This window comes from Hypnocyclicus thermotrophus, from assembly GCF_004365575.1.
Taxonomy (GTDB): domain Bacteria; phylum Fusobacteriota; class Fusobacteriia; order Fusobacteriales; family Fusobacteriaceae; genus Hypnocyclicus; species Hypnocyclicus thermotrophus.
The window spans coordinates 324,158-341,682 of record NZ_SOBG01000002.1 but is presented as its reverse complement, the minus strand read 5'-3'; the positions used below and the strand labels follow the sequence as shown (position 1 = coordinate 341,682).

General features: G+C 24.1%; 18 protein-coding genes and 1 riboswitch. Of the genes, 7 read left to right on the top strand and 11 right to left on the bottom strand.

The window, feature by feature from the left end:
• Positions 1-93: 93 nt before the first annotated feature.
• The 8 genes from EV215_RS03600 to ribH all read right to left on the bottom strand — a co-directional run bounded on the left by EV215_RS03600 (position 94) and on the right by ribH (position 7,932).
• Positions 94-1,257 carry a glycoside hydrolase family 53 protein gene (locus EV215_RS03600; RefSeq protein ID WP_134112624.1) on the bottom strand — a complete coding sequence of 388 codons (1,164 nt, stop codon included), beginning with the start codon at positions 1,255-1,257 and terminating at the stop codon, positions 94-96.
• Between the two features lie 52 nt (positions 1,258-1,309).
• A complete protein-coding gene (locus EV215_RS03595; protein ID WP_166667337.1) occupies positions 1,310-2,497 on the bottom strand; it encodes a PAS domain-containing protein in 1,188 nt (395 codons plus the stop codon).
• Positions 2,498-2,555: 58 nt separating this feature from the next.
• Positions 2,556-3,761: a hypothetical protein gene (locus tag EV215_RS03590; protein WP_134112622.1), complete on the bottom strand. Its 1,206-nt coding sequence runs from the start codon at positions 3,759-3,761 to the stop codon at positions 2,556-2,558.
• Between the two features lie 49 nt (positions 3,762-3,810).
• Positions 3,811-4,338 carry a nitroreductase family protein gene (locus tag EV215_RS03585; protein ID WP_134112621.1) on the bottom strand — a complete coding sequence of 176 codons (528 nt, stop codon included), beginning with the start codon at positions 4,336-4,338 and terminating at the stop codon, positions 3,811-3,813.
• Positions 4,339-4,443: 105 nt separating this feature from the next.
• Positions 4,444-5,658, bottom strand: coding sequence for a 3,4-dihydroxy-2-butanone-4-phosphate synthase (gene ribB / locus EV215_RS03580; protein ID WP_134112620.1), 1,215 nt, complete (start codon positions 5,656-5,658; stop codon positions 4,444-4,446).
• 18 nt (positions 5,659-5,676) lie between these two features.
• The gene (locus tag EV215_RS03575) at positions 5,677-6,300 is read right to left on the bottom strand and encodes a riboflavin synthase (protein WP_134112632.1); all 624 of its coding nucleotides are present in this window, start codon (positions 6,298-6,300) and stop codon (positions 5,677-5,679) included.
• A 1-nt stretch (position 6,301) separates the two neighbouring features.
• Positions 6,302-7,423, bottom strand: a complete 1,122-nt coding sequence (gene ribD, locus EV215_RS03570; protein WP_134112619.1) for a bifunctional diaminohydroxyphosphoribosylaminopyrimidine deaminase/5-amino-6-(5-phosphoribosylamino)uracil reductase RibD — start codon at positions 7,421-7,423, stop codon at positions 6,302-6,304.
• 41 nt (positions 7,424-7,464) lie between these two features.
• Positions 7,465-7,932, bottom strand: coding sequence for a 6,7-dimethyl-8-ribityllumazine synthase (gene ribH / locus EV215_RS03565; protein WP_134112618.1), 468 nt, complete (start codon positions 7,930-7,932; stop codon positions 7,465-7,467).
• 122 nt (positions 7,933-8,054) lie between these two features.
• A riboswitch (FMN riboswitch) is annotated at positions 8,055-8,176 on the bottom strand.
• A 319-nt stretch (positions 8,177-8,495) separates the two neighbouring features.
• Between ribH and EV215_RS03560 the strand changes: the two genes are divergently transcribed.
• The 4 genes from EV215_RS03560 to EV215_RS03545 all read left to right on the top strand — a co-directional run bounded on the left by EV215_RS03560 (position 8,496) and on the right by EV215_RS03545 (position 12,419).
• Positions 8,496-10,958, top strand: coding sequence for a heavy metal translocating P-type ATPase (locus EV215_RS03560; protein ID WP_134112617.1), 2,463 nt, complete (start codon positions 8,496-8,498; stop codon positions 10,956-10,958).
• Positions 10,959-11,011: 53 nt separating this feature from the next.
• Entirely contained in the window at positions 11,012-11,215 is a 204-nt protein-coding gene (locus EV215_RS03555) for a heavy-metal-associated domain-containing protein (RefSeq protein WP_134112616.1), read from the top strand.
• A 186-nt stretch (positions 11,216-11,401) separates the two neighbouring features.
• The gene (locus tag EV215_RS03550; RefSeq protein WP_166667336.1) at positions 11,402-12,127 is read left to right on the top strand and encodes an AzlC family ABC transporter permease; all 726 of its coding nucleotides are present in this window, start codon (positions 11,402-11,404) and stop codon (positions 12,125-12,127) included.
• Positions 12,117-12,419 carry an AzlD domain-containing protein gene (locus tag EV215_RS03545; RefSeq protein ID WP_134112614.1) on the top strand — a complete coding sequence of 101 codons (303 nt, stop codon included), beginning with the start codon at positions 12,117-12,119 and terminating at the stop codon, positions 12,417-12,419. Before EV215_RS03550 ends, EV215_RS03545 begins: the two co-directional genes overlap by 11 nt.
• Positions 12,420-12,450: 31 nt before the next feature.
• On the opposite strand, the gene EV215_RS03540 is transcribed toward EV215_RS03545, so the two are convergent.
• Both EV215_RS03540 and EV215_RS03535 read right to left on the bottom strand, forming a co-directional pair.
• Positions 12,451-12,789, bottom strand: coding sequence for a thioredoxin family protein (locus EV215_RS03540; protein ID WP_166667335.1), 339 nt, complete (start codon positions 12,787-12,789; stop codon positions 12,451-12,453).
• A gap of 172 nt (positions 12,790-12,961) precedes the next feature.
• Positions 12,962-13,549 (bottom strand): class I SAM-dependent methyltransferase, encoded by a 588-nt coding sequence (locus EV215_RS03535; RefSeq protein ID WP_134112612.1) that lies wholly within the window; start codon positions 13,547-13,549, stop codon positions 12,962-12,964.
• A 146-nt stretch (positions 13,550-13,695) separates the two neighbouring features.
• On the opposite strand from EV215_RS03535, the gene EV215_RS03530 reads away from it, so the two are divergent.
• The 3 genes from EV215_RS03530 to EV215_RS03520 all read left to right on the top strand — a co-directional run bounded on the left by EV215_RS03530 (position 13,696) and on the right by EV215_RS03520 (position 16,459).
• Entirely contained in the window at positions 13,696-14,265 is a 570-nt protein-coding gene (locus EV215_RS03530; RefSeq protein ID WP_134112611.1) for a TetR/AcrR family transcriptional regulator, read from the top strand.
• 74 nt (positions 14,266-14,339) lie between these two features.
• Entirely contained in the window at positions 14,340-15,686 is a 1,347-nt protein-coding gene (locus EV215_RS03525) for an alpha-amylase family glycosyl hydrolase (protein WP_134112610.1), read from the top strand.
• 62 nt (positions 15,687-15,748) lie between these two features.
• Positions 15,749-16,459, top strand: a complete 711-nt coding sequence (locus tag EV215_RS03520; RefSeq protein ID WP_134112609.1) for a DUF547 domain-containing protein — start codon at positions 15,749-15,751, stop codon at positions 16,457-16,459.
• On the opposite strand, the gene EV215_RS03515 is transcribed toward EV215_RS03520, so the two are convergent.
• Positions 16,460-17,437, bottom strand: a complete 978-nt coding sequence (locus EV215_RS03515) for a S66 peptidase family protein (protein WP_134112608.1) — start codon at positions 17,435-17,437, stop codon at positions 16,460-16,462.
• Between the last annotated feature and the right edge of the window lie 88 nt (positions 17,438-17,525).

Below are 17,525 nucleotides of genomic sequence, written 5' to 3'. Positions count from 1 at the left end.
AACTTAGCTAAATCTGTTACTGTTGAATAAATTTAAAAATTGTTTTTTTTTTTTAGTTATGTTATATTATCTATAGCATAACTTTTTTTTAGTTTATGGATTTTCTTTAAATATATTTAATGTTTCTAATGCTTTTCCATTAAAATCAAACATTGCTTGATTTTCCCATGCATTTCCTTCTCCTATCTTCCATCCACTATTTTTTATCGGAATCCATTCTGCTCCCCAATAAAAAAAACCCTTTCCTCTGTTATTTGGTACATTATATATTATATCCATTAATTTTTTTATCACTTGCTTTTGACCTTCTACTGAGGCTATGTATCCTACTTTTCTTTCTTCTGTTTTACCAAATATATTTGGTAAACTATCTCCATTTTCTAATGTATATGCATATGCTGTTTCTACTACTATTACATCTTTTTTATATCGTTTTGAAATATCACTTAAATTTTCCGTCAATTCATTAAATGTTCCATGCCAATACGGATAAAATGATATTCCAATAATATCAAATTCTACTTTTCTTTTTATTAATTCATCAAATACAGTTCTATACAATTTGTTATTTCCACCATCTGATAAATGTATCATTATTTTTATTTTTTTATCAATATCTTTTACAGCTTTTATCCCTGCTTTTAATAATTTTACAAAACCATTATATCCTCCTATTTTTTCTTTTCCTTGTTTCCAAGTTTTTCCATCTGGCCAAAGCATTCCTCCATTTACTTCATTTCCTATTTGAACCATATCAGGTAATGCATTTTGAGCTTTTAAGGATAATATCATGTCTTTTGTGTACTCATATACTTTTTTTTCCAATTTTTTTCCTTTTAAATTTTCCCATTCTTTTGGCTTATATTGCTTGCCAGGATCCGACCAAAAATCACTATAATGAAAATCTAACAAATATTTTAATTGTTTTGATTTTATTTTTTTTGCTAATTTTATTGTTGTTTCTTTATTATTATTTCCACCCCCTAATAAATTTCCAGTTTTATCAACTGGATTTACCCATGTCCTAATTCTAATCCAATTAACTCCATGCTCTTTTAATATTTCAATACAATCTTTTTCTATCCCTTTTTCGTCATAAAATTTAGCCCCATTATCTTCTAATTGTTTTAACATTGATATATCTACACCTTTTATAAAATCTTTTTTTATTGTACTTGTAAATGTATATGCTGTAAAAAATATATAAATTATATTAATATATATAATATTATTTAATATCTCTTTTCTATATTTCATTTTTTCTCCTATTTCTCATTTCTTCTTTTTACTCTTTTCTTTTAGATAAATTTTATTCCCAGTCCAATAATCTTTTATCGCCTTTTATATTTTTAATTTCTGTTATATCTTGGCTTACTTCTATGGTCCCTATATAATTATTTTCTTTATCTCTCAATGCGTAATATCGTATTAAAATTGTTTTTCCTCTCATATTTATCCAAAAATCAGCTTCATTTTTTTCACCTGATTTAAATGCAGCTAATATTTTTTCTACTACATGTACACTTTCAGGTGGATGGCAATTTTGAACTTTTCTTCCTATTATTGCAGGTGAACGTGGAAAAAACCTATCTTTTGGATTTGAAAAATATTTCACTTCATCATTTTTATCTATAAATGTTATATCTATTGCCAAATTATTAAAAATTAATTCTATTTGATTAAATGATAACTCCCCTGTTTCTACTTTAAAAGTCATTTCTTTTAATCCATTGTTTTCAGATATATCTAAATTTTCTATTTCTATATTTGGCTTTTCTATAAATGCAAATTCCATTTCTAACTCTGCTTTTAAAATTTCATTCCATTTTTTATTTGGGATCGTTCTTAATGCCTCTGGAAATATTAATAAATTTTCTTTAAAAATTACTCCATATATTAAGAAAAAAAAGTTTCCAATTCTCATATTTAAATCTTTTGTAAATTTTTTTTCTTTTTCTGTTATTTCAATTAACTCTTTTATATCTTTTTTTACATCATCATGTAACGACCATAATATTTTCAATGGATTTGTATAACTCCAAATATTTTCTAAATATGGATACAATATATTTTCTTGTCTTATATAATGTTTTTCTATATCTTTTATTTCTTTTAAGTATTTATTTAATTTTTTTATATCTTGTTTTATTATTGATTCCTCTTTAATTTTTTTTAATTTTTCTTCTAATTTTATGTTTTCTTGAAAATAATAAAAAACAGGATTTTTTTTACTTGGATATTCATATTCATAATTTTTTAATGAAGTATGAAATATATTCATAATTTTTTCTATATTTTCTTTTATATATTTTATTTCTAAACCTCTTTCTAATAATTGATCTCCTAAATTCAATACTTCATACGGTGTTATATTTTCTATTAATTCTTTATATTTTTCATAAATTTTTTTCCCTTTCTCTTTTTCTTCCATTATTTCTATTGAAAATTCTACTAATTGATTTATACGTTTTTTACTATTGTTTATTACTTCTGCCATATTTTCCTCCATTTTTTATTTGTTATTAATATTCAAAATAAATTTTATGTTTTTTATGTTATTTTTTATAAAATTTATATATTACTTCTTGTCTTAATTCTGCTGGTCCTTGTCTATCTCTTTCCCAATCTACTATATCTTCCTTTGTTTTTATTTCTGTATGTGGACTTACTAATGATTCTATTTTTAAATACCATGGTTTTTCTTCCATTACTACTATTAAATCTTTTGATTCTACATCACCCCAATAATTGATTCTATGTTCATAAAAATTTCTTCCTTGTCCATTTTGCCAATATGTTATTGTTCTATATGCATATATTTCTCCTACTAATTTACTATTTTTTGGTATATCTTTTTGTATATTACCTATATTTCCATGTAATATTGGAATTGTTATTCCGAATCCTTCTGGATTTCTTGTATAATCAAACCTTACACTTCCTAATGCTTGGGTTACTTTAGAATCTGCAAATTGAACTAATATTCCAGTACGTATATCGTTTACTTTATATTTTTTATCATAAAGATTTTCATAAAATATTCCTGCTCTATATCCTTTATATTCACTACCTAAATACACATTATATCCTTTTCCACTAGCTCCTAATTGATATGGTGACGGGCCTCTTATTATTTTTCCTACTGGATGTCTAAGTTGCATATATCCATATCTACTTTCAAAATTTATATATTTAAAATATTTTTTTAGATATATATATTTTTCAATAAAATTATCTTCTTTTTTTATATTGAAATTATCTAAGTATGTACTATGTATTCCTATGTTATATTTTGTATTATATTCTATCGTTAATAATATTCCTTTATATCCTGTTTTTGCACTTTCATATCTTAAATCTTCAGTTCCTGGCACTTGATCAAACTGTGATATTATGTCTGGTTCAGGAAATCTTAAATATCTTATATTCCCTATTTTTAGACTAAATGCTAATCTATTTTCATTAAATTTATTAAAAAAATATCTTTCTAAATATATTTCATCAAAGACAGGTTCAAAAGTTTCTATCTCATTAAACTCTTTATTTGTACGAATTAATGAATTAAATCTAAATCCTGGTAAAATATCAAAAGTAGTTCTTAATTGTAAATTTCTAAAATCTAATTTATCACTCCATACATGCATTCCTACACTTAGATCATAATGACCATTAAATGCTCCAATATATGGATTCCAAATTTTTGAGTAAATATTTATATTTATAAAAACATATATTGATATTATTATTAATATTTTTTTCATTTGTTTTTTCCTTTTCTTTTTGTTTGAAATAATATATTTCCCTATATATCTATAAAAATTTTACTTTTTCGTAATTTAAATCTTCTTTTTTATATTCTTTTTTATATTCATTCTTATATCCTAATGCTATTACTGACTCCACTCTAACTTCTTCTTCTTTTATTTTTAATATCCCTTTTATATATTCTTCTGAAGTAATATTTTTTTCTTTATTATGATATCTATTTCTTACTTGGATCCAACAAGATCCGATCCCTAAATTTTCTGCCTCTAATTGTATTATTATAGATGCAATACTACAATCTTCTATCCATACATCACTTATTGAACTATCTCCTAGTACAACGATTATAACATTTGATTCTTTTATTAATTCCGATCCTCTTTCTTTTGATAATGCTAATTTCTCTATTATTTCTTTGTTTCTTATTACCATAAAATTCCAGGATTTTTTATTTCTCGAACTTGGTGATAACAATGCTGCTTCTATAATTTTATTTAACTCTTCTTGCTTAATCTCTTCTTCTTTATATTTTCTAATACTTCTTCTTTTATATAAAAGATTTAAAAATTCCATAAATTCCTCCTAAATTTTTATTTTTTTATTAATAATAGTATACTTTATCTATGATTAAAAAAAAAGACCTTTTTTATTCACTTAAAAATAGGTCTTTAAAAATTATTATATTTTTTCTAATATATGATTCATTTTTTCTTTTTTTACTTTTAAATAACTATAATTTATCTCATTACATTCTATTTCTATATTTTTTCTAGTTACTTTTATACCATATCTTTCTAAAAAATTTATTTTAGATGGATTATTTGTCATTAATTTTACAGAAGAAATATTTAATTTTTTTAATACTTGGATTACATAAAAATAATCCCTTTCATCAGATAAAAATCCAAGTTTTCTATTAGCTTCTACTGTATCATACCCTTCTTCTTGGAGCTTATACGCTTTTAATTTATTATACAATCCTATATTTCTTCCTTCTTGACGTAAATAAAATATTATACCTCTACCCTCTTCATTTATTTTTTTCATTGCTTTTTCAAGCTGCGATCCACAATCACATTTTAATGAACCTAATATATCTCCTGTGAAACATTCCGAATGAATTCTCATCAAAATATTTTCTTGATTATATATTTCTCCTTTGTGTATAATAATATGTTCTTTTTCATCTATTTTATTACTAAATGCTGTAATATTAAAATCACCGTATTTTGTTGGGAGTTTTGTGCTTACTACTTCTTCAACTAAATCATTTTTTAGTTTTATATATTCTAATATTTCTTCTATTGTTATATAGGTTAGATTATGTTTTTTCGAAAATTTTATTAAATCTTCTCTTCTTGCCATTGTTCCGTCCGCTTTTAAGATTTCACAAATAACTCCTACTGGGGTTAAGCCGGATAGCTTCAAAAGATCTACTGCTGCTTCTGTATGTCCTTTTCTTTCTAATAGACCATTTTTTTTAGCTATTAACGGAAATATATGCCCTGGTTTTTTGAAATCTTCTTTCGTTAATTCTTCTTTCGATAAATCTTTTATTGTTCTCTTTCTTTCTTCTACTGATATTCCTGTTGTTGTTCTTTTTGAATCTACTGATATCGTAAAATTTGTTCCATGTTCATCAGTATTATTTTTCACCATAATATCTAATCCTAACTTTAAAGCTCTCTCTTCTGTCATTGGCACGCATATAAGGCCTCTAGCCTCTTTTAAAATAAAATTTATATTTTCATGTGTGACTTTTTCTGCTGCTAATACTATATCCCCTTCATTTTCTCTATCTTCATTATCTGATACAATTATCATTTTACCATTTCTTAAATCTTCCAATGCTGTTTCTATTTTATTAATTAAAGTTTTTTTATATTCACTCATTATTCCTCCTTTTTATTCTTAAAATTTTTTTAATAACTTTTCTATGCTTTTTTCTTCATTTTTAATTAAATTTTCTATATGTTTAGCTATTAAATCTGTTTCAATATTTACATAGTCTCCTATCTTTTTATTTGATAAAATAATATTATCTTGAGTATGAGGAATTATTGATACTGTAAAACTTCTATTTGTATTATCAATTACTGTAAGACTTGCTCCATCTACTGTTATTCTTCCTTTTTCTACTATATATTTAAGGTATCTTTTCTCTAATTCAATTTCATATTTTATTGCAAATCCATCTTTTATTATTTTTATGATTTTCCCTTCACAATCAACATCTCCAGTTACTAAATGACCACCTAAATAACTATTAAGAGTTAAAGATTTTTCTAAATTTATCTCATCATTTATCTTTAATCTTTTTAAATTACTTCTTTTTAATGTTTCATTCATCACATCTGCTTCAAATTCATTTAATGAAAATTTTTTAACTGTTAAACATACTCCATTTACCGCTATACTATCTCCTTTTTTTATGTTTTCCATTATTTTCTTTGCTCTAATTTTTATTTTGTATCCATTAATTGATTTTGTTAAAGTAATTACCTTTCCTTTTTCTTCTATAAGACCCGTAAAAATATTACTCACCTCTTTTAAATTCTAAACAGATATCATTGTCAAAATTTTTAAATGATACATTTTCTAATTGAATAGAATTTTTTATTTTAGATATCTCAAATCCCGTTATAAATGATAATGCATCTTTATCCCCTAAAATTTTAGGTGCAATAAATATACTCCCTTCATCTATTAATTCTTTTTCCTTAAATAAATTTGATAGAACAAACCCTCCGCCCTCTACAAGTATCGAATCTATTCCAAAATTATATATTTCTTTAAAAATATCTTTAAATTTAAATTTTTCTTCATTTAAAAATATAAATTTAATTTTATATTTATTTGATAATTCCTCTATAAAATCTTGTTTTTCTTTTTTATTTTTAATTTGAGTAATTAAAATTGTTTTTTCATCATTATTATTTTTTATAATATTTAATTTTTTATCTATTTTTAAACTTGGATCAAGAATAATTCTAAAAGGATCTCTATGATTTTTAAGACTATCATTTCTTACATTTAGATTTGGATTATCTTTTTTAACAGTATTTATCCCTACTAAAATCCCCATATATTTATTTCTTAAATAATGTACATATTTTCTAGATTTTTCATTTGTTATCCATTTTGAATCTCCCGTTTTTGTTGCAATTTTTCCATCTAATGTAGTAGCTATTTTTATGTGTATATACGGTAATTTTTCTTTAATATATTTAAAAAATACTCTATTTATCTCTTTTCCCTCATTTTCTAATATCCCTATTTTTACTTCTATTCCACTTTTTTGTAATAATTTTATTCCTCTTCCACTCACAAGTGGATTGGGATCTTTTATTGCAATAAAACATCTTTTAATATTATGTTCTATTATTTTTTTTACACATGGTGGTGTTTTTCCATAATGACTACAAGGCTCTAATGTTACATATATATCTGCTCCTTTCGCATTATCCCCAGCTTCATTTAATGCATATACTTCAGCATGAGGTCCACCAAAATATTTATGATAACCTTTCCCTATAATTTGGTTATTTTTTACAACAAGGGCTCCTACTAAAGGATTGGGATTAACGGCTCCCTCTCCTTTTTTAGCAAGTTCTAAAGCTAATTTCATATATTTTTCATGAATTTTATTTTCTTGCATAATCACAACTCCTTTTTATTAATAAAATATAGAGTTTTTTCTTAAAAATTTAAATTTTTTATTAAATTCACCATTTCTATTGCACTCATTCCAGCTTCAAATCCTTTATTTCCTGCTTTCGTTCCTGCTCTTTCTATTGCTTCTTCTATTGTGTTTGTAGTAAGTACACCAAATATTACAGGAATTTCACTTTCTAATCCTACTTGAGCTACTCCTTTTGATACTTCAGCACATACATATTCAAAATGTGGAGTTGCACCTCTAATTACAGCTCCAAGTGTAATAATTGCATCATATTTACCTGTTTTTGATATTTTTTTAGCAATTAATGGTATTTCAAAAGCACCTGGTACCCATGCTATATCAATATTTTCTTTAGTTATTCCATGTCTATAAAGAGCATCTTCTGCTCCATTTAATAACTTTGAAGTAATAAACTCATTAAATCTCGCACAAATAATTCCTATTTTGATATTTTCTCCGTTAAAATCCCCTTCAAATATTCTCATATTTTTCTCCTCCTAATTTTTTCATTTAATAAATAAAAAAGCCCTGATTAAAATCAGGGCAAAATATATTAAAATATATAGTTACTTAAAAAATAATATTTATTACTAAATACTATAACTATACTTTACTTCTCTCATCCAGACTTTACTGTCGGTACTGGAATTTCACCAGTTCCTGCTATATAAATATAGCTCGCGGACTATCACCGCCGGTCGGGAGTTTCACCCTGCCCCGAAGTTTTTTTATTTAATTTACACTTAAGTATATAAAATATTATATAGTATTGTCAAGAAATTTTAATTTTTTTAATAAATATTTAAAATAAACTTGATTATAAAATTAAAATATCATATAATACATATAGGGGGTATATTAAAAACTTAAAGGAGTGATAAGAATGTTGGAAATATTAAAAAAAATAAAGAAATCATTTAATAAACTTATAAATACATTGGCAGAAAATAATGAAAAAAATAATAAATCTAAACATTAAAATAGTTTACTTTTAAAAGTAAACTAAAATTTATAATTTGGATATAATTAAAACTTTGGAGGTAAAAAAATGAGCGAAAAAAAAGAATACAATGTTATTGGAATGACTTGTACTGCATGTGCTAATAATATAGAAAAACGCTTGAAAAAAATAGAAGGCATAGAGAGCGCTAATGTAAATTTTGCTATAGAAAAATTAAATATAGTTTTTGATGAAACTAAAGTAAAACAAGAAGATATAATAAATGCTGTAAAAAAGGGTGGTTATAATCTTGAAGAAGAGAAAAAAACAAGAAATGTAATAATTCCTATTGAAGGAATGACTTGTACTGCATGTGCTAATGCAATTGAGAAAAGAGTAGGAAAATTAGGAGGAGTAGATAACGTAACTGTAAATTTTGCTACAGAAAAAGCTATAATTAATTATAATAGTGATATGACAAGATTATCTGATATAAAATCAGCAATAAAAAAAGCGGGTTATACACCACTTGAAATAGATAAAACTGATGAAATAGATGCGGATAAACTAAGAAAAGAAAAAGAAATAAAAATATTATGGTATAAATTTTTAACTGCTACAGTATTTGCAATTCCATTATTGTATATAGCAATGGGACATATGATAGGGCTTCCATTACTAAAAATAATTAATCCAGAAATAAATCCTATAAATTTTGCATTTATACAAATCCTACTAACAATACCAATAGTCATAGCTGGTAATAAATTTTATATTAACGGGTTTAGAAATTTAATAAAAAGAGAACCAAATATGGATACACTTGTTGCTTTAGGTACATCAGCAGCGATACTTTATGGTTTTTATGGAACTTTTGAAATAATGAACGGTAAATTAGAATTTACAAATAATTTATATTTTGAAAGTGCTGGAGTAATTGTTGCATTTATACTTCTTGGAAAATATCTAGAAACTGTAACAAAGGGAAAAACATCTGATGCAATAAAGAAATTAATGGGATTACAACCTAAAACTGCTCTTGTAATAAAAGATAATGAAGAAATTGAAATACCTATAGATGAAGTAGAAGTTGGAGATATAATAATAGTAAAACCAGGAGAAAAAATACCTGTAGATGGTATAGTGGTAGAAGGACATACATCTGTTGATGAATCTATGTTAACTGGAGAAAGCATACCGGTAGAAAAAAATAAAGGTAATAAAGTAGTAGGAGCTTCTTTTAATAAAAATGGAACTATTAAATTTAAAGCTACAAAAGTAGGAAAAGATACTGTATTATCACAAATAATAAGACTTGTTGAAGATGCACAAGGTTCTAAGGCGCCAATAGCTAAAATGGCAGATATCATATCAGGATATTTTGTACCCATTGTTATTACTATAGCTATAGTATCAGGATTAATATGGTATTTTAGTGGAGCAACACCAGTATTTTCATTAACTATATTTATAGCCGTACTTGTAATAGCATGTCCTTGTGCATTAGGGTTAGCTACTCCAACAGCTATAATGGTAGGAACTGGAAAAGGTGCGGAAAATGGAGTGTTATTTAAAAATGGGGGAGCGTTAGAGCTAACACATAAATTAGATACAATAATATTTGATAAAACAGGAACAATAACAGAAGGAAAACCAGTAGTAACAGATATAATTGTTACAGATACTTATTCCAAAGAAGAAATATTATCTATCGCTGCATCAGCTGAAAAAGGATCAGAGCATCCTTTAGGAGAAGCAATAGTAAAAAAAGCAGAAGAAAAAAATATTTCACTAAAAAAAGTTGATAAATTTATAGCTATACCTGGTTATGGTATAGAAGTAATTATAGAAAATAAAGATATCTATTTAGGAAATAAAAAATTAATGATTGAAAAAGATATAGAAATAATTTTTGAAAAAGAATCTAATAAATTAGCTACAGAGGGAAAAACTCCTATGTATATAGCTATTAATGGAAAACTTGAAGGAATAATAGCGGTAGCTGATACAGTTAAACCCTCTAGTAAAGATGCTATAAGAAAATTACATAATTTAGGCATAAAAGTAGCTATGATAACAGGCGATAATAAAAAAACAGCTGAAGCAATAGCAAAACAAGTAGGAATAGATATAGTATTAGCTGAAGTATTACCACAAGATAAAGCAAATGAAGTAAAAAAACTTCAAAAAACAGGTGATAAAGTAGCTATGGTTGGTGATGGAATAAATGATGCCCCAGCTTTAGCACAAGCAGATGTAGGAATGGCAATAGGTAGCGGTACTGATGTAGCTATGGAATCTGCAGATGTAGTACTTATGAAAAGTGACCTTGAAGACGTAGTAACAGCAATAGAGCTTAGTAAAGCTACAATAAAAAATATAAAACAAAATTTATTTTGGGCTTTTGGTTATAATACATTAGGAATTCCGGTAGCTGCTGGATTATTATACGCCTTTGGTGGTCCTAAACTAAATCCTATGATAGCAGGAGCTGCAATGGCGTTTAGTTCTGTATCAGTAGTAACAAATGCATTAAGATTAAAGAGATTTAAGCCATCCCATAAAAGATAATTAATAAAATTTCATAATAAAAAAGAAAAATAAAAAAAGGAGATGAGTAAAACATGAAAAAAGAAGTAAAAATTGAAGGAATGAGTTGTGGACATTGTGTAATGCATGTAAAAGAAGCATTAGGAGAATTAAAAGGAATAAATAATTTTGAGGTAGAAATAGGTAAAGCCGTTATAGAAGGCGATATAAATGATGAATCTATAAAAGCTGCAATAGATGATGCCGGTTATGATGTAATTAGTATAACTACGTTATAACTTTTATTATGATTTACCGAAAGACTGCTTATATCATTAGCAGTCTTTTTTTTATTTAACTTTCTCATAAATTTCCTTGAAATTTATTTAACTTTCTCATAAATTTCCTTGAAATTTATTTAACTTGACAAAACAATAATTTCAGATATAATGTATTATAAAAAGCATACAAAGAAGGTGATTGGATTGCAAAACAAAGAATTTTTAAAAGGAGTTAAGGCTGCAACACCAATTTTTTTATCATATTTTTCTATTTCAATAACATTTGGATTAATTATAAAATCTTTTAATTTAAATGGAATTCTTGCAATATTAATGTCAATGACAAATTTTACAGGGGCCACACAATTTATATCAGCAAATATGCTAGTAAAGAATTTTAGTATATTTAACATTGCAATAACAACTTTTATCATAAATAGTAGATATTTTTTGATGAGCTTTTGTATTTCTCAAAAAATGTCAAAATTTAAATTTATAGAAAAATTATTATTTAGTTTTGGTATTACTGATGAAATATTTGTCTTAGCAACTACTCAAGATAAATTATCAAAATCTTTTTTATTAGGAGCTCAACTTTATTCTTATTTTGCTTGGGTTTTAGGTACAATAGTAGGAATAATTTTAGCGGATTTTATACCTATACAAATAATAGAAGCTGCAGGAATTTCTATTTATATAATGTATTTAACATTATTAATTCCAAAAATAACATCAAATTCAAAATATTTAATAGCAGCAATTATATCTATATCATTTAGTATTTTTTTTAAATATACACCTTTTATCAATGAAATGATAGGATATTTTAGAATAATTTTGTCTATTATATTGTCAGCTATTATAGCAGCAATTATTATCCCAATAGAAGAAAACAACTATAAAATGGAGGAAGTTATTAATGAATATTAAATTTTTAATTATTATTATAACAGGGGCTATTATAAATATTTTACTAAGAGCAGTACCTATGCTAATACCAAATATAAAAAATAATAAATATATAGAATCTTTTTTAGGATATGTCCCCTATACAGCTTTGGCTGCTCTTCTCATTCCAGATGTTTTTTCCAGTGGAAAAAATGTATTATCTATTATTATTGCTTTAATTATAGCAAGTATAATGATATTAAAAAAACAAAATAATTTAATTATAGTATTCTTAACTATATTTATAGTATTTTTATTTAACAATTATATATAAAAAATAGCCACTAAAAGTGGCTAAATAGTTTTTAATAATTACTTGGTAACAAATTATACATAGATAACCATCTTTGAAGAGCATTTTTATCTATAGCACCTATTCGCATATCAACTTGAACTCCATTTAAAAAAAGTATCATAGTAGGAACAGCACGTATCATAAACCCAGAAACTAATTTCATGTTTTCTTTTGCATTTAATTTTACAATTTTTAAATCTTTATATTCATTATTTACTTCTTTTAAAGTTTCTTCTAATTTTTTACAGTTATCACAATTTTTATTATAAATATTTAAAATAACCGCTTTATCAACTCTAATAACTTCATCTAAATATGTTTCAGTAGTGATTTCTTTTATTTCTTTCAAAATAATCTCCTTTCCACAATATATACAATTTAACTTATTATTAATATATTTTTTATCTAACTTAATTTTTTTATTACAATTAGGGCATTTCATATTTAAATAATTCATTTTACCACCTCTTTTGATTTTAATTATATTATTTATATAATATAGTAATAATATAAAAAAATTATTAAAATTTTATTTTTTTTAATACTATATAAAACGAATCATTTTTAGAAATATTATTTCCATCTACCTCTTCAGAATATTCATTGTATTCAATTAACTCAAAATAATTTAAATAAAAATCTTTTAAGTTAATCAGATTATAATAATTAAAAAGTAAACCATTATATTCTTCACTACCTTTTCCTAGCCAAAATGTATGAAAAATTATTCCATTTTCATTTAAAATTTCATGTTGTCTTTTAAACGAATTTTTTAGATCCTCGTATTTTAAATGTTGTAGTACTTTATTTGAATAAACAACATCAAATTTTTTATCTGTTTGTAAATCACTTGCATCCAACTTTAAAACTAAATCAGTAGGATATTTATTTACTAATAACTCAACAAATAATTTTGAATTATCTGATGCTACTATTTTATATTCTTTTTTTAGTTTTTCAAAATCTTTCCCTACACCACTTCCAATTTCAAGTATGTTAGTATTTTTATTTATAAACTTTTTAAATTTAGAAATAATAAAATCATTATTATACTCTTTCATCATTTTTTCATACTCAATAACATTATCTTTAATATCATAAAATCCCATTTTATCCCCTTCTTTGAATATATTTTCTTAAATGTATTTTACTTTTAAACTCATAAGAAGTCAAATATTAAAATTTTCTTGACTTTTTATATACCGATAGGTATAATATATATGTAAATAGTACTTATTAAGATTTAGGAGAAAAAATGTCTAAAAAAGAAGAATTAATTGAATCAGCATTAAATTTATTTGCAAGTAAAGGTTATGATAATGTAGGAGTACAAAAAATTGTTGAATCAGTAGGAGTACAAAAACCTACATTATATTATTACTTTAAAAGTAAAGAAGGATTATTAGACGCTATACTCACAGAAAAATTTTTACCATTTTTAAATGAATTAAAAAAAATAAACTATAATGGTGATATTGTTTTAACACTTGAAAATATTATTTTTAAATATTTTGATTTTGCAAAACAAAATTCAAATTTTTATAGAATTATATTAAATCTGACTTTTGCACCTGAAAACAGCCAAGCTTATAATTTAACTGCAGAATATTTAAAAAAAGAATATTTAATTCTTGAAAATATATTTTTAGAAGCAGAAAAACAGCACGGAAATATGAAAGGTAAAAGTAAAATGTTTTCTTATAGTTTTTTGGGGATAATTAATTCTGCTATTACATATTATTTTCATACAAAAAACAAACAAGAACTTAACATTATTAATGCACAGATATTGTGCAAACAATTTATGCATGGAATTTTTAGTTAGTCAAAAAAGGGTATAAAAACCCTTTTTATTATAAATAAATTATATACCTAACGGTATGTATAAAAGGAGGAATTATGAATTTATACAATGAAAAAATATTTTATCACATTTACCCACTAGGATTTTCAGGTGCTCCTGAAAATAATGATTTTTATTCTAAACCCGTAGAAAGATTAGAAAAAATAATAGAATGGATACCACATATGAAATATCTTGGTATAAATGCATTGTATTTAGGTCCTATATTTGAATCAGTAGAACATGGATATGATACAGTTGATTATTTTAAAATTGATAGAAGATTAGGAACAAATGATAGTTTTAAAAAAGTTGTTAATGAATTACATGCAAATAAAATTTCTGTTATTGTTGATGGTGTATTCAATCATGTAGGAAGAAATCATTTTGCATTTAAAGATTTACAACATCACAAAAAAAAATCAAAATATATAAATTGGTTTAATGGAGTAGATTTTAGTAAAAAAAGTCCTTATAATGATCCCTTTACATATAATACATGGGATGGACATTATAATTTAGTAAAATTAAATTTAAAAAATCAAGAAGTAAAAGAACACTTGTTTGATGCTGTAAAATATTGGATTAATGAATTTAATATAGATGGAATAAGATTGGATGCAGCTGATGTACTTGATTTTACCTTTATGAAAGAACTATCAGAATTAGTAAAAAATATGAAAAAAAATTTTTGGTTAATGGGAGAAGTAGTTCATGGTGATTATAGTAAATGGATAAATGATGCTAGATTAGATTCTGTAACAAATTATGAATGTTATAAAGGATTATATTCTTCTCATAATGATAAAAATTATTTTGAAATAGCACATTCATTAAAAAGACAATTTGCAAAAGGTGGAATTTATGAAAATATGTCTTTATTTAGTTTTATAGATAATCATGATGTAGAAAGAATATCTACTATAATAAAAAATAAAGAAGATTTATTTAATTTACATTTATTACTTTTTTCAATACCAGGAATTCCTTCTTTATATTATGGTAGTGAATGGAAAATCGAAGGTAAAAAAGGGAGCAGAAATGATATAAGTTTAAGACCAAAATTAGATATTAATTATATGAATTCTAATTATGAAACTGATTTGATAAATTATATTTCAAAACTATCACAAATAAGAAAAAATTTAAATAGTATAAAATATGGGAGCTATAAAGAAATTTTTGTAAAGTCTGAACAATTTGCTTTTGAAAGAGAGTATAATAATGAAAAAACAATAATAATACTTAATTCATCTAAAAATAATGTAACAATTAATGAAGAAAAAATACCAAAAGGGAGATATATAGATGTTTTGAATAATAATGAACTATTGGATTTACAAAATAAAAAAGAAATAAAAATAAATTCTTTTAGTGGAAGAATATTAAAAAAAATAATATAAAAAAAAGGATTATTCCATATTTTTTTAATATTATATTAGTTAAAAAAATATAGGAGGTTTTTATGAAAAAAACAATATTCTTTTTATTATTAATTTTTTCGATAATTGCTAACGCAAACATTATAGAGGTTAATAATCTTTATTTAAAAATTTTGAAAAATCACACTAAAGTAGGTATTAAAGATAATGTGAAAACACGTTTAGTAGATTATAAAAATTTAAAAACAGATAGTGATTATAAAAAGTTAATAAATTTAATAGAAACTTTTGATGTATCAACATTAAAAAGCAATAATGAAAAAAAAGCATTTTGGATAAATGTATATAATATCTCAGCAATAAAAATAATTACAGATAATTACCCAATAAAAAGCATAAAAGACAAAACTACACTTTTTAAATCAGTTTGGGACAGAAAAGTTATTAATATTAAAAATAAAAGTTATTCTTTGGATGAAATAGAAAATAACATCTTGAGAAAAATGGATGATCCTAAAATTCATTTTGCAATTGTATGTGCTTCTCTTTCTTGTCCTACTTTAAATTATAAACCATATTATGCTGAAAAACTTGATGCACAACTCGAAAAGTCTAAAAATGATTTTTTAAAAAATAAAACAAAAGGATTTGTAAAGAAAAAGAATAAAATATATATTTCAAAAATTTTTAAATGGTTTCAGGAAGATTTTGGAAATATTAACGAGTATCTAAATCTTCCTGAAAATAGCAATATAAAATATCTTAATTACAATTGGTCTTTAAATGATTATTGATTAAATATCATCAATAATTTTAATTATTTTCTTTTCACTATCTAAATAAATTTTAGCACCTAAAGGAAAAGTTATTTTAGGTTTAGAATGGCCTATTTTTACGTTATAAATAATAGGCTTTTTTCCATTTATTGCTATTTTTAATACCTCTTTTAGCTTAAAAAGAGTATCTTCTTCATGCGTTTCTTTGAAATCACCAAAAATAACTCCTTTTGCATCTTTAAATTTACCTGCTAATTTTAATTGATTTAACATTCTATCTATCTTATAAAGTTTTGAACCTGATTCTTCTATAAAAAATATTTTATCTTTTGTATTGATTTCATATGGAGTACCTAATGTAGCAACAATCATAGTTAAATTTCCTCCAACAACTTGTCCAACAGTTTGTCCAGAAACAAGGGTTTTCATTTCTTCTCCTTCTGGATTTTTTATTTTAACTTTTTTTCTTCCTTTTAAAATTGTATTAAAAAAACTATTATGTGTAAATTTATCAAGCCCATAGTAAAAATCAGATGCTGCCATAGGTCCATGATACGTAATAAGCCCTGCTTTTTGATTTAATGCAATATGTAATATTGTTATATCGCTATATCCTACAAATATTTTAGGATGCCTTCTTATCATATCATAATCAATCATATCTAATAATCTAATACTACCATATCCACCACGAAGAGCAATTATGGCTTTAACTTCATCATCAAGAAAAGCTGAATGTAAATCTTTTAATCGAAGTTTATCATTTCCAGCTAGATATCCATAATTTATAAAACAACTTTTTCCAAATTTCACTTTAAAACCTAAAGTTTTTAAATTTTTTTCTATTTTTTCTAATTTATCAATAGATGCGTTTGTTCCAGGAGCAATTATCATAATTGTATCTCCCCAATTTAGCTTCGGCGGAGATATCATCTCTAGAGAATAACTTTGTAAAAAAATTATAAAAAATAAAATTAAATTAATATTTTTATTCATAAATTTCCTCCTTTAAATTTAAAATAATTATTTTTTTCTAGATTATATAAAAAATAGAATTAATATACAATTTTTTTAATTATTGACT